Below are 14,796 nucleotides of genomic sequence, written 5' to 3'. Positions count from 1 at the left end.
GTCGAACTAGATACATTAGATTTGGCAGGTGCTTGGTTTTCTACTTGAGCAGATGGATTTTTAGAATTATTTGATGAGGTAGAGTCAGTCATAGTCGGCGTCTTTTTTGCAATTCAAGATGTCGATATGATAACAAGTTTGCAGGAAGCTCGGTATAGTCAATCCTATATAAATCAGATACTGTGTTAGGCTCGCTCAGTCTACTATCTATGGTTAGAATTTTGCAGAAACTATAGCTCATTAAAAAAGGCAAATAACGTTAATCGCTATTTGCCCTTTCTATGATTTCTGATATTAGTCAGCTTTTAACTTTCGTAGCTTTTGGCTTTCAAACCGTTAACCTTCGTAATCACGAACTTGGTTACGCAGCTGCTGCTTGTATTCAGGCGTGATTGGTTCGTTCTCTTCATCAAGCATAATCGCGTCAAGGTCGCTTGCCATCATATAAGCAATGCTCATCATGCTATCGAAGCTACGCACGGCCTGTGGATGCGGCAATGATAAGAATACGACGACGCCGTTATAAGTGTTGGTCGCCACACTATGCGGATCAAATGGCGCAATACCACTATCGGTAATGCCCATCATGCTAAACCACAACATACCAGTGCCGTCTTTTTGCTCATAGCGATGGAACATATTCATCGCACCATAGCGTAGACCATATTTATCAATCAATGCTAGCAGGTCACGACCACGGATAATCGCCGCTGGACGGTCACGATATTGGTGCGGCAAGATGGTGATGTTGATATTGTCTTTAGCATTGATCAAGGGGCCGTTTTGCGCGTCATCACCTGACTCTGATAGATGCTGATCCAGTATCGGGCTGTTGTCATCGAAGCTTGGCTCTTCTGCCGTATCAATGGTTGGCATCAGGCTATCGGTCGCTGACATTAGGCTAGAGAACGCATCAGGCTCTTGCTCGATATGCATCTGATCTGCGACTTCTACAAACTCAGCACTGTCGGCACGGCGTTGCTCTTCTTGCCAGCGCGCGTAGTCGGCTTCATCGATGACGTCATGATCGTCAGCTGCTACATGGTCACGATCAGCCGTTAGTTGAGCATCAACGTTGGTATGCGCTTGCGTCAATGGATCTTCTTCAACGACGGCATCCAAGTAGCTACGATCTGGACCGATGCTCGTCTCGCCTGCGACCGTATCATCAAGATCTGGCTGATCGACGATATTGCGCTCGTGACGCGGTATGATCGGAATACCATTTTTATCATAATTGACCGCAGCAGCTTCGGTAGCACCGCGGCGCTTAAAGCTACGAATGACCATAAACAGCCCTGCGAGCACGATAAACGCGGCAATGGCAATCAATATAAACTGAATAACGGTCATGATAAATACATCCTAGTATATATAACAAAAGGGAATACACAAACGAGCATAAATGGCAATATTCTAGCATGGCTGACCTATATCGTCACCACATTGTGTACTTTATAACCAGTATGCTGGACTGAGGTCAAGCTTATTTGCATTTATGCCAATTGATTGATTATATTTGCATCGCACTGATTCTCATAGCACTTTTAGTAACAACTACTTCACGCTTAGCTCTCTACGTAACGCGCGGCTTCATCGAGCGACACACTGACTAGTGTAGAAATACCTGCACTTGGCATGGTAATACCTTTTAGCTCATCAGCAATTTGCATCGTCAGTTTATTATGGCTGATAAAAATAAACTGTAAATCATCTGCTAGCTCATGAATGAGGCTGGTAAAGCGCGCGACGTTGGCATCATCAAGCGGTGCATCGACCTCGTCAAGCACACAGAACGGTGCAGGGTGCTGCTTAAATATCGCAAAAATCAAGCTCAGCGCGGTAAGGGTTTTTTCACCGCCCGATAGTACCGCTAAGCGACTATTACGTTTGCCCTTCGGCTGCGCCATTAAGGTAAGCCCTGCCCGCCACTGCTCTGACTTTGGCGTATTGGCTGGCATCTCGTCGGTGTTCAACGTCAGGCTGGCTTGTCCACCGCCAAAGACTTTTGCAAATAAATTGGCCAGCTCCTTATTGACCGCATCAAGCGTCTGCATAAACAGCGTTTTAGTCGTCTCATCAATAGAGGCAATCGCTTCGGTCAATGTCTGCATACTGGCCGCAATATCTGCCGTCTGCTGTGCGAGTGGATCTAGGCGTTCGTTCACTTCGGCCAACTCTGCGACCGCTGCTAAATTAACTGGCCCAATCTTGCTCAATTGCTGGGTTAACTTGGCGCGCTCAGATTCAAGCTCAGCGATTTTGTCTGGACGGACGCGGCGATCATGAGCGATGAAATCTGCTAGCAAGTTTGAGACGCTCATGCTTTGTTGCGGTTGCTCTGCTTGCGCTTTATATTTATGACTTACACGATAATAAGCATCTAAAGCGCTCTGCGTGTGTGCGCTAGCATCCTCTAACCGTGCCGCGCTTAATGCCAACTCAGTAGCATGACGGGCAAGCTCGCTTTGCTGCGTTTGCAATGTATTTTGCAACGTATCAAATGCTGTCTGCTGCTCAGCGTACGTTTGTTTTAGTGCTGTTAGCGCAGTATCACGCTCGTTCAATAGCACTTGCTGCTCATCGCGCGTTACCTGTGCAGACTGTAGCGCTGCTTGTAGCTCTGGCAACTTGGCCTGCTGCTGCTCGTGATGCATCTGTAGACTCTGCTCATTCTCTAACGACTTGTCATGTTGCTCAGTCGCACGAGCCAGACTGCTAACGCTATGCTCCAAGCGCATCTCATACTGCTGAATACGCAGTTGCAATGCTTGCCAAGCGTCATCATCAGCTTGACGCGCGCGGTTTAGCTCGCTGCGCTCAGCTTGCAGTTGCTGAGTTGTCGCTCGTGCCTCTGCTATGTGCGGGTTAAGCGTAACGATCTCGCTTTCAATATGCTGTTGTTCTTGCTCAAGGGTTTGTTGCTCTTGCGCCAGTTCTTGCTTTTCTTGCTCAAGCGTTGCTTTATCAGCGTTCAGGCGTTGGCTATCTGCTTGTAAACGCTCGGCATTGGCTCGCTCGGTCGTCAGTTGCTGCTGGTATTGATGCTTATCACGGGTTAACTGCTCAACTTGCGCGCGCGTTTCTTCTAAGCTAACTAACAACGCATCATAATCGCGCTGATTTTTTGCAATAGACTTTTGCTGATCTTGTATTTTGGTTTCAAACTCATCAAGCAAGTCTTCTAATGCTTGTAGACGCGTACGCTGTTGCAGGCACTGCGTGAGGAATTGGCTATTGCTATCGTTTTGCTCATCCTGTGCACCAGCGAATTTGCTTAAATTAATCGTTCCATGACGACTGATCAGCCAACCATCTACGGTAAGCAAAACAGCGGACGATGGTAATGACTTTAGAACATCGGTAAGTGTATCAATTTCATGCTGCTGACTGGTCTCATGCTGCCCCGTATATATATAGCACTGCTGCCATAGCGAGAGTAGCGGCTGAGTAATCAACTGCGATAATGGCAATACTTTATCAGTTAAGCTATCTGGCAATTCGCTGACAAAGTCATGGTCACTGATGCCATTTTGCGCAGTAGGTAACCATAAGCTATGACCCGTCTCTACTAGAGTTTTATCATTTGCACTGGCAGGCATATTTTGTGCCGTTTGATAAGTCAGTAAATCTACAACGTCATGCTCAAGTGCTTGCCATAGGTTATTAGCTTGTTGAGAAATGCCGTTAGCATTATTAACGTCTGATTGCTTGATTTGATTAGCTTGATTAGCTTGATTAGCTTGTTGGTTAGCAACCAGCACATGGCTATCTAGCCATAATGCTAGGATACTATCGAGTAGCGGCGCATACTCCTGCCCCTTCGCACTTAGCTCAATTTGCTCACGTAGCGTTGCAATGGCTATCGGCTGATGATATATGCCATCGCTATCTGCATTATCTGTCGCGGTAGATTGAGTCTTTTCTGATTGCTGTTGTATAGGTTTTGGATGCAATATCTGATGCAGGGTATCGTATTCGCCTGCCAGTAGCGCATGACGCTTTTCATCATCGCTCAACTCACTCTGTTGTGCGTTTAGTCTCTGCTGCAAACTATGCGCTTGCGGTTGTATCTCGGACAAGCGTTCATCGACGGCTTCGCGTTGACGCTCAACTTGCTGCAACTGCGTGCTTAGCTCAGTGACTTGCTGTTCTAGCACGTGATTGAGATCTTGCACCTTATTTATCTTACTCACATCAGTACTGTCAGATGCAGATGGCGCTATAGACTGCTGTAATTGCAGCCACAGTTTTTGCCAGTTTTGCTCGCGGCGTTGCCATTTATCATAGCTTTGCTGATGGCGCTTTTGTGCTTGGATATTAATCGCCTGCTGCTGCTCAAGCGTGCGAGCCTTGTCTTGCAAGCGTGACAGATTGTTTTGCGCTTCGTGCCACGCGCGTTGTAGTGGCTGCTCATTGCGCTTATAGTTATTGCGTTTATCTGTCAGCTCAATAAGCTGCGGACGTAACGCTTCTAACGCTTGATTCTGCTCAGCTTGTTCAGCTTTTAGGCGTTCGATATCAACGAGTGATTGCGCACGCTGCTGAGCCAAGCCAGACAGTTGCTGCTCAATAGTAACCAGCTGTGACTTAGCATCACTTAACTTATGTTCCGCTTGTTGATAGCCGAGCTGCTGCTGATAGTGAGTGCTTTGGGCATCGTCTTTGAGCCATTGCTCTTGATTGATACGAGCAGTGAGCTTGTCTTGCTGAGCTTTGAGCGTGTCGTAGTCAGCCTGTAGTGACGCCACCTCCGTAGCACTACGTTCATGCGCTACTTTCTGCTGTTGATGCGTTTGCTTGGCTTGATAGAGCTGCTGAATAGCGAGCTGCTGCTCGATATCAGCTAGTGTTAATGCCAACTCCTCGTAACGCTGCGCACTAGCCGCCTGTTTAGACAGTGATTTTTGTTGGCGTAGTAATTCGCTTTGCATATCGTGCAGGCGCGCTAGATTGTCTTTTGTTTTCTCTAACTTCTTTTGCGTTTCTTCACGGCGAGCCTGATAGCGTGAGACACCTGCCGCCTCTTCGATAAACTCACGCAGCTGCACAGGACTAGATTCAACGATACGCCCAATCATGCCTTGCTCAATCACCGCATAGCTACGTGCACCCAGCCCTGTACCTAAAAACACATCGACCACATCACGGCGACGGCAACGCGTGCCATTGATAAAATAATCTGAGCGTCCATCTTTATTTACCTGACGGCGAACCGATAGCTCTTGGTACAAGTTAAACTCGTGGCGAATACCAGTCTGTTCATCTTGAGTATGCTCAAAGGTTAGCTCGACACTGGCAACGCTTTTTGCTGTTTTATCTTGCGTACCTGCGAAGATAACATCACTCATCGCCCCGCCGCGTAACTGCTTGGCTGAGGTCTCGCCTAGCACCCAGCGGATAGCATCAATCACATTGGATTTGCCACAGCCGTTCGGCCCGACGATGGCGGTGATACCATGACGAAAAGTAAAAGTGGTTGGATTGGCAAAGGATTTGAAGCCTGCCAGCTTTAGAGATTTTAAACGCATGAAGAGTCAATAAACTTAGCAAAAACAGGCGGCTATTCTACCTGAAATTGTAGTAGGTTTTTAGGGTTAAACGGCTAACTGCATAAACGATTTTGATTCAAGGCTTTGATGGAACCCTCGTAACAGTTTTTGCTCCACTTGGCAGACCTTATTTTCTGCTAAGTAGCGATTATTAAACTCGATAAAGGCTGACCAAGAGATACTTGCTACTTCTAAATGATCGACTATCTCTAACAGCTCTGGTCTTAGTAGATGCTGATACTTCCTCGGTCTTTTGTGACAGAGAGCCAGCTCCCGATCTACGAGCGTTTGCTTGTTTTGCTTTAGCGCGTCACCACCGATAAATAACAGTAAAAACTTTGCCCCTTTATCGATAAAGCCTTTTTCTAGTAAATGCTCATACATCAAGCAATACTTTAGGATTTGGTCTGGGTTTTTCCGACCAGCGAGTTTTAATTCATTTGCTATCAGCACATTCGCCTGATGGTTATAGGCCAAGTTGTCCATGTGCATTGCTTTTAGCTCTGTACTGTTTTCAAACATACCGCTATTACCATGTGTCGACCATGACCCACTTGGCTCAAAGCTAATAAATTGCTGATAAAACAAATCCAAGTAGACATCACTGCACAAACTCAAAAAAATATCGAATTCTTTCTTAAGATAGTCTTCAGAAAAAAACGTTACGCGACGCACGGCTTCTCTCACATTACAAATACCCATCGTTTGCGTTGAATACGTCTCTAGCTGCTCAGTTTCATTCATTTTTGTATTGAGCTTTTTGATGACTGATTGCTCAATCTCTTCTATATTTTTATCCTTTAACTCTGGGTGGGCCGCCCACTCAATGATTTGGCGTACGTATTGCTTTTTAGTGATGCCTAAAATGCGCTGCGGCTCCCATGCCAAAAACTCTACCATATTAGAGAGACCTGTCGTCCATGATAACTGGTCTTTTAGATGATTCATTGAGCCGAAAACACGGCGGTATTTTTCTGCAGCTTTCATACTAAGAATGTCTCATGGTTTACATACTAGGTTTATTCAATTTAACGTTTCTTCTGCTTTGATTAAAAATACAATCGTAGATGCTGTCATGTGTAGCACATACTGAATAAGGTGTTCAGGAATTTCTATCTCATCATTACCTTTGCCATGACCACTAAGTTTATTTCGAGGTGTACCTATGCTTGAGGTAAGCATATTACCTAATGAATTAAAATGATCAGTCCAAAATTTTGGTATCAACTCATTACTTAGACAACAATCAATAAGCCTCTTTGAAGCATCTTTTTTGCCATATTCCCAATCATGTTTATCTAGTATGATTTTCATGGTACTTTCAAATGCTTTAAGACAATCTGTTAGAGCGGCATCGTAGCGACCATGACGATAATGTTCGTGGGCTTTTAGAAACTCTTCTTGAGCCCCTCTGTATGTAGGGTTACTTAATAACTGTAAAGCGGGTTTAACCGCTTCAGCATGAATAAACTCAGAGTCCACTCTAATGATTTGACCGTTTTCATATTGATAACCTACACCATGTTCGCGGAAACGTTGGTTCAATTCATTGATAGCTTCGTCAATGTTTATAGAAACCTTATACCTATATTCTCTAGCGAAGCTTGAAATAGTTTGCGTCATCAACTCTATAATACTTAGAGCTTGTTCAATATTATCCTCACTTAAAAAATAGCTAGAGATACTTTCAAAGTAGGTAATGTAAATTTCATCATTGCTATCTTCTTCATTTAGTTTAAATACACCTATTTCTTTGCATAGACTCTTGTAGCATTTTTTCAAATATTCACGATTTAAACTGCTAGGATTCCAACCACCGCCAGAATAGTCCGCTTCTATTGTTTCATCCCATAAGTGAATTATTTGGACTTTTAGTTTATTTGGTAATTCATCGTATTGATAAAAATCAGGATATTCGCCTCGAATTCTTTTCTGCCTTTTATGGAATAAGTCAGTAATAGCCATATCGAACCCTCAATTTATTATTAGTAACTACCTCGCTACACCAAAACTAAATCACACCCAATCCACTCAATAACAACTGCCCTCCAGCAAATATTAATAATATGCCAAACGCGCGCTTAAGCATTAATGCGGGCAATACATGAGCGAGCTTGGCGCCCACTTTTGCCATAGCAAAGCTAGCGACTGAAATAAACAAGAATCCTGTGACATGGACAAATCCTATCGTGCCCTCGGGCAGATTGACCACGTCTTGACCGAACCAAGCAAAGCCCGCTGCCCCAGCCAAGGCAATTGGTAGACCGCATGCTGCTGATGTGCCGACCGATTGCTTCATCGGTAGCCCCGCCCAGTTCAAAAACGGTACCGTCAAGCTGCCACCGCCAATCCCAAAGATAGACGACGCCATACCAATCCCCGTACCGGCACCAAACTGCACACCAGCTGCTGGCAATGATTTGCCTGTTTGCTCTTTATTAGAAAAGAACAGCATTTTTAAGGCGACCAATAGCGCACCGAAACCAATGATAGCCTGTAGTGCCTGTCCATCAATCATATCCGCGATACCAGCGCCGACCAAACTACCGATGACCAACCCAAGCGCCATCTTGCGCCATACTTCCCAGCGCACGCCGCCGCGCTTGTTATGTGCCGTCAGTGAGCTGATCGAGGTCACAACGATGGTCGCCAGTGACGTCCCGATGGCCAAGTGGGTGATTACTTCTGGCGAAAAGTCATATGCGGTAAAAATCCAAACCAATGCGGGCACGATAATCATGCCACCGCCGACGCCAAACAAGCCCGCGCTGACACCGGCAAACGCGCCTGCAATCACAAACCACACATATAACATCATAGAACGAACCTTTTATAATACTGACTGGCACTATAGTACTCACTAGCGCTTAGGCGTGCTTAATTGTATTTGCCAAATCTCAACGCGACCTTTATGCTGTTTACTCGGTACTGTCTGACCGCAATAATCGCTCAGTATATCAAAGTTTCCTTTAACCACATCGACTAAACTTATGCCGCCACTCACTAGTTTTCCTCCCTATTTATCCGAGCTCAATCACCGTCATGTGGCTAGTAGCGCCTCGACCAATAGCGAGCTGATAGAAGCCTTGCAAAATGGGTCGTTAGATGTCGCCACCGTACACGTTTTGACCGCGGAAACCCAAAGCGCAGGTCGTGGTCAGCACGGGCGCTCGTGGCAATCACCGCGCGGCAATGTCTATCTGTCGCTATATCATCCTGTGCATATGCCAATCAGTGGCTTATTATCGCTCATCATTGGCCTTGAACTGGCAAAAATGCCCGTCATTCAAACACTGAACGAGCAACTGCAAGCGCAGGGACTGACACCAATCGGTGTAAAATGGGCAAATGACTTGGGGTTTTATCAGCAAGCTCAGAGCCAATCTAAAGAGCTATCTAAAGAACAATCCATAACGGACAGCTCGGTATTAGATTCCGTATTGAATAGTGATGTAGCGAATCAGTGCACGCTACCCTTTAATAAACTGGCTGGGATTTTGATAGAACCAGTGACTAAAGCTGGTAGGTTGGTCGGTGTGGTGCTAGGTATTGGCTTAAACGTACAAGCAGCACCAAAGCTCACCACGCAAACGTCAGAGGGTATGAGCTACCAAGCGATTAGCTTACAAGATATTAATGAGATGCTGCCTTTAGAGACACAACCTGCGAGCCTACCAGACCTACCAATGCTCTATCAGCAGATGTGCAAAGCATTGATGGCGGCGATGACACGCTTTGAGCATTTGGGCATAGAGCAGCCAACGGGTCATACTTATTACTTAGATAGTTTTTTGGAGCAGTTTGCGACGATGGATGCGCTATCAGGTCTGCACTTACGCGTTACGCAAGACTATAATAATGAAGAAAAAGTCGTGACGGGAATCGCTTGTGGTGTCGACACACATGGCTGTTTGCAATTACGCCAAGATAGCGGTAAGATTTCTACGCTTTTTACTGGACGCATCGACGTTATTTATTAGGCTTAGACAACTATATTGATGAACCTCATCATTAACGAGCACTATATAAAGGGACTTTTATGCTCTGGCTTGATCTTGGAAATACCCGCCTAAAATACTGGCTAACCGATGATATCGGACAAATAGTCGCGCATGATGCTAAGCAGCACCTGCAAGCACCTGCCGAACTACTTATGGGTCTGACCGATCGCTTTGAGCGTTACGCGCCTGACTTTATTGGTATCTCATCAGTATTGGGTGATAACCTTAATGCCAAAGTATCAGAGACGCTCAGTCGGCTTAATATTCCGTTTGAGTTTGTCCATGTCGATGCGGCGCACGCGCTGATGAAAAGTGCTTATAATGATCAGCAGCTCGGCTGTGATCGTTGGCTACAGATGCTGGGCGCGGTCGATAAGAAAAAACGCCAGTGTGTGATTGGTTGCGGTACAGCGGTGACTATTGATTTGATTGATCATGCTGAGCATTTGGGTGGTTATATTTTCCCCAGCATCTACCTGCAACGTGAATCACTGTTCTCTGGTACTAAGCAAATCACTATCTCGAACGGTACTTTTGATAGCGTTAGTCAGGGCTTGACCACTCAAGACGCGGTGCATCGAGGGATTTTGCTCTCTATCGTCGGTGCGATCAATGAGATTAGCCATCGTCACCCTAATTTTGAACTGATTATGACAGGTGGTGATGCAGCCATTATCTCGCAGCACATTAATCGCCCAGTACGCCTGCGTGATGATTTGCTATTGAACGGTTTGGCAAGATACTTTGATTATCGCAATAAGCCTTAACCGCTTATGGATAATTCAGTTCGACGTTGACACAAAAAAAGCAGCACGTTTTGAACGTACTGCTTTTTTATTTTACTGTCAGAAAGTAGCTAACGTATTGCTAGCTACTTCTTATTTGGTCTCGTTAAACAGCTCGCGACCGACTAGCATACGGCGAATTTCACTGGTACCTGCGCCAATTTCATATAGTTTAGCATCGCGCCAGTAGCGACCAAGTGGATACTCATTGGTGTAGCCATTACCACCAAATATTTGAATGCCCTCGCCTGCCATCCATGTGGCTTTTTCGGCACACCATAGAATCACACTGGCGCAATCTTTACGCACTTCTCGACTATGACCCGCACCACGCGCGTCCAACATATCGAGGTTTTTCCCGACAGTATATAAGAAGCTACGACCGGCTTGTAGTATCGTATACATGTCCGCAACTTTACCTTGGATAAGCTGGAACTCACCAATCGCTTGACCAAACTGTTTGCGGTCATGGATATAAGGCACGACATTGTCCATTACTGCTTGCATGATACCGATAGGACCTGCAGCCAACACGGCGCGCTCATAATCTAGGCCACTCATCAGCACCTTGACGCCTTCATTGAGACCGCCCAAGATATTTTCACTTGGTACTTTTACATTATTAAAAGTCATCTCACCAGTATGGCTACCACGCATGCCGAGCTTATCTAGCTTTTGCGCTGTACCGAAACCTTCCATACCTTTTTCAACGATAAAGGCCGTCATGCCTTTTGCACCCAATTCAGGATTGGTCTTGGCATAGACTACCATTACGTCAGCATCAGGACCATTAGTAATCCACATCTTGCTACCGTTCAAAATATAGCTGCCGTCTTTTTCTTCTGCTTTTAGTTTCATACTAACGACGTCTGAGCCAGCCCCTGTCTCACTCATTGCCAAAGCACCGATGAATTCACCGCTGATTAGCTTTGGCAGATATTTCTGCTTTTGTTCCTCAGAGCCATTACGTTTGATTTGATTGATACATAGATTAGAGTGTGCGCCATAGCTCAGTGCTACCGATGCCGAAGCACGGCTAATCTCTTCCATCGCGACCATGTGAGCAACGTAGCCCATGTTGGAGCCACCATATTCTTCAGGAACGGTAATACCATGTAGACCGAGGTCACCCATCTTCTGCCATAAATCCATTGGGAATTCATCGCTGCTATCAATCTCAGCAGCACGTGGAGCGATCTCGTTTGCTGCAAACTGCTGTACGACGTCACGTAGGGCGTCGATATCTTCGCCAAGTTGAAAATTTAATCCAGGTAAACTCATAACTATTCCTTGTTTTTAGTATTTAATTTTTACGATAATTTTTAAGACTTACGTTTATTGATTAGAGCACGTGCTACATTTGAGCCATTTGGTCGCTTTAAAAATTCACTGATACGCTCGCCTGCCACGACCAATTTATCCAAATCGATACCTGTGCTGATACCCATACCATGCAACATATACACCACATCTTCGGTGGCGACATTGCCCGTTGCGCCTTTGGCATACGGACAACCGCCCAAGCCAGCGACGGAAGTATCAAACTCACTGACACCCATTTGTAGTGCGGCTAGCGTATTGCTTAATGCTTGACCATAAGTGTCATGAAAATGACCCGATAGCATAGAGATATCAGCATATTCTAATGCAGCTTGTAATGCTCGTTGTACTTTGAGCGGTGTACCCACACCGATCGTATCGGCAATTCCAACCTGCTCTGAACCAATCTCAATCAACCGCTTGGTCACATACGCTACTTGGCTTGGGTCAATGTCACCTTCATAAGGACAACCAACCGTACAAGAAATCACGCCACGTACCTTTATGCCTTGTGCTTTTGCTGCCGCAGCCACTGGTGCAAAACGCTCAATACTCTCATCAATACTACAGTTGATATTTTTTTGACTAAAGGTTTCACTCGCTGAGCCAAAGATGACGATTTCATCAGGGCGATGTACGATAGCATTTTCAAAGCCGCGCATATTGGGCACCAGTACCGAGTAGCAAACGTCCTTCTGCCGCATAGGCGCTAGCGCGTCAAGCAACACGCTATTATCGCCCATTTGTGGCACCCACTTTGGCGAGACAAAACTGGTCGCCTCTAATTTTTTGATACCCGCCGCAATCAAGTCATTGATAAGCGTTTGCTTAACCTCAGTCGGTACCGTCGTTGACTCGTTTTGCAAGCCATCACGCGGACTGACATCAACGATGGTGACATGGCTTGGATACGAATGGCTCATACTTGTCGTCCTTTCTGTTATTTGCCCTTCTATAAGGGTTTTTTATTAGGCTTCGTCAGCTATGCGCTTTCGCTATCGATACGCAATAGCTCATCACCATCAGCGACCAAATCACCTGCTGCAAATAATAGCTCTGCTACCACACCATCCGTCGGAGCGGTAATGGTGTGTTCAATTTTCATGGCTTCTATGACGGCAAGTGGCTCACCTTTTTTCACAGTATCGCCAACAGCTACTTTGAATGCAACTACTTGTCCTGGCATTGGTGACTTTAAACTGCCAATCGCTGCTGTGTCTTCGCCCACATGTGCCATTACGTCGACAAGCGTAATTTCATCACGTCCGCTATCTGTGAATACGTAGACTGTCTCGTTATTCACCCAGCTTTGGGCACTGATACGTGCACCATCTAACCATAAGGTATGATTGTGCGCGTCATTGCTATCATAGCTGATCTGACCTTCATAAACCGTTTCGGTCTGAGCCGCTACATTGATATTGCTATCATCCTGCGTATTCGCGATTTCTTTACCAATGACAAGCGTAAAGCTACTGAGATTATCGCCGCCTTTTTTGCTATCAGCACAACTCGCATTATGCCAATTACTGATGCGAGCGCTGTAGGCTTGCTCATCATAAACCAAGCTAAACGAACGAGTATAATCGCTATAAGCACGGAAACCCGTTGGCTGGTTGAATGGATCTGAGCCCTGAGTAGTCGCCTCACTCGCAAGCTGCTGCGCAATAGCTGTCACCACAAGCGTCGATAATTCAAGAGGGTGCTGATCAAAAAGCTTATCCTGCTCACGCTCTATCAAGGCTGTATCAAGATTGGCTTTGCTAAATGAATCGGTATTTAAAATATAACGCAAAAATGCCACGTTATTTGGCAGACCAACGATACGCGTCTGTGCCAATGCACGATCAAGTCTCGCTAACGCTTGCTCGCGCGTAGGAGCATGGACGATAAGCTTGGCAATCATAGAGTCGTAAAAAGGACTGATCACATCACCCTCACGTACGCCATCGTCAATACGCACATCGGTAATGTTAAAGGTACTATGCTCAGGCTTTTGATAAGTGAACAACGTACCTGTCGCTGGCAAGAAATTGTTGTCAGGGTTTTCGGCACAGATACGCGCTTCAATTGCATGACCGTTGATAGCCAGATCGTCTTGCGTTTTTGGCAATGGCTGACCCGCAGCAACCAACAGCTGCCACTCGACCAAATCGACACCAGTAATGGCCTCACTGACTGGATGCTCAACCTGCAAGCGCGTGTTCATTTCCATAAAATAAAAATTCATAGAGTCTTCACGCTGCTCAACGATGAATTCAACCGTACCTGCACCAACGTAATCAACCGCACGAGCCGCTTCGATTGCCGCGGTGCCCATCGCTTCACGCATGGCAGTATCGACACCGGGCGCTGGCGCTTCTTCTAATACTTTTTGATGGCGACGCTGTACTGAGCAATCACGCTCAAACAGATGCACATAATTACCATGCGTATCACCGAATACTTGGATTTCGATATGACGTGGTTTTAGCGCATACTTTTCGACCAATACTTGATCATTGCCAAAACTGGTAATCGCTTCACGGCGACATGAGTCGAGCAAATCAATAAAATCGCTGCTTTTTTCAACGATACGCATGCCTTTACCGCCGCCACCTGCACTGGCTTTAATCAAGACAGGATAGCCAATGTCATCTGCCTGCTGTTGCAAAAACTGTGCGTCTTGGTTATCACCATGATAGCCCGGTATCAGCGGCACGCCAGCCGATTCCATCAAGCGCTTAGACTCAGACTTGCCGCCCATAGCACGGATAGCATCCGCCGATGGGCCAATAAACACCAAGCCAGCATCTTGGCAAGCCTGTGCAAAATCAGCATTTTCACTCAAAAACCCATATCCTGGATGGATTGCTTGGGCGCCAGTTTCAAGCGCTATCGCAATAATAGCATCGCCTTTTAGATAACTGTCTTTTGGTGCCGAACCACCTAAATAGATTGCTTCATCACAGACAGCCACATGCTTAGCACTGCGGTCCGCATCAGAGTAAACAGCAACGGTACTGACGCCAAGACGCTTAGCAGTCGCGGCCACTCGGCAAGCAATTTCACCACGGTTGGCGATTAGAATTTTAGAAAACATAACTATCCCTGTGTCTTGTCGTTATTATTTGACGTCTTGTCTATTTGCCCATTTGC

General features: G+C 45.9%; 10 protein-coding genes. 2 read left to right on the top strand and 8 right to left on the bottom strand.

Going from position 1 to position 14,796, the window contains the following annotated elements:
• Positions 1-336: 336 nt before the first annotated feature.
• The 5 genes from AK824_RS01985 to AK824_RS01965 form a co-directional block, all read right to left on the bottom strand.
• Complete coding sequence (locus tag AK824_RS01985) at positions 337-1,353, bottom strand: cell division protein ZipA (RefSeq protein WP_057758356.1); 1,017 nt, start codon at positions 1,351-1,353, stop codon at positions 337-339.
• Between the two features lie 215 nt (positions 1,354-1,568).
• Entirely contained in the window at positions 1,569-5,531 is a 3,963-nt protein-coding gene (locus AK824_RS01980) for an AAA family ATPase (protein ID WP_057758354.1), read from the bottom strand.
• A gap of 66 nt (positions 5,532-5,597) precedes the next feature.
• Positions 5,598-6,539, bottom strand: coding sequence for a hypothetical protein (locus tag AK824_RS01975; RefSeq protein WP_057758352.1), 942 nt, complete (start codon positions 6,537-6,539; stop codon positions 5,598-5,600).
• A gap of 36 nt (positions 6,540-6,575) precedes the next feature.
• Positions 6,576-7,517: an STM4504/CBY_0614 family protein gene (locus AK824_RS01970; protein WP_057758350.1), complete on the bottom strand. Its 942-nt coding sequence runs from the start codon at positions 7,515-7,517 to the stop codon at positions 6,576-6,578.
• 46 nt (positions 7,518-7,563) lie between these two features.
• A complete protein-coding gene (locus AK824_RS01965; protein WP_057762316.1) occupies positions 7,564-8,367 on the bottom strand; it encodes a sulfite exporter TauE/SafE family protein in 804 nt (267 codons plus the stop codon).
• 175 nt (positions 8,368-8,542) lie between these two features.
• Here AK824_RS01965 and AK824_RS01960 point away from each other — a divergent pair, with 175 nt between their 5' ends.
• Positions 8,543-9,532, top strand: a complete 990-nt coding sequence (locus AK824_RS01960) for a biotin--[acetyl-CoA-carboxylase] ligase (RefSeq protein WP_057758348.1) — start codon at positions 8,543-8,545, stop codon at positions 9,530-9,532.
• 59 nt (positions 9,533-9,591) lie between these two features.
• Positions 9,592-10,320, top strand: a complete 729-nt coding sequence (locus tag AK824_RS01955) for a pantothenate kinase (RefSeq protein WP_057758347.1) — start codon at positions 9,592-9,594, stop codon at positions 10,318-10,320.
• Between the two features lie 111 nt (positions 10,321-10,431).
• On the opposite strand, the gene AK824_RS01950 is transcribed toward AK824_RS01955, so the two are convergent.
• The 3 genes from AK824_RS01950 to AK824_RS01940 are packed head-to-tail and all read right to left on the bottom strand — an operon-like array spanning position 10,432 to position 14,740.
• Positions 10,432-11,619 carry an isovaleryl-CoA dehydrogenase gene (locus tag AK824_RS01950; protein ID WP_057758345.1) on the bottom strand — a complete coding sequence of 396 codons (1,188 nt, stop codon included), beginning with the start codon at positions 11,617-11,619 and terminating at the stop codon, positions 10,432-10,434.
• Positions 11,620-11,660: 41 nt separating this feature from the next.
• Positions 11,661-12,581 (bottom strand): hydroxymethylglutaryl-CoA lyase, encoded by a 921-nt coding sequence (locus AK824_RS01945; protein ID WP_057758343.1) that lies wholly within the window; start codon positions 12,579-12,581, stop codon positions 11,661-11,663.
• 59 nt (positions 12,582-12,640) lie between these two features.
• Entirely contained in the window at positions 12,641-14,740 is a 2,100-nt protein-coding gene (locus tag AK824_RS01940; protein ID WP_057758341.1) for an acetyl/propionyl/methylcrotonyl-CoA carboxylase subunit alpha, read from the bottom strand.
• Between the last annotated feature and the right edge of the window lie 56 nt (positions 14,741-14,796).

The sequence above is a fragment of the Psychrobacter sp. P11G3 genome (assembly GCF_001435845.1).
GTDB lineage: Bacteria > Pseudomonadota > Gammaproteobacteria > Pseudomonadales > Moraxellaceae > Psychrobacter.
Note: the sequence above shows the minus strand (reverse complement) of the source record. Positions and strands in the feature narration are given on the sequence as shown.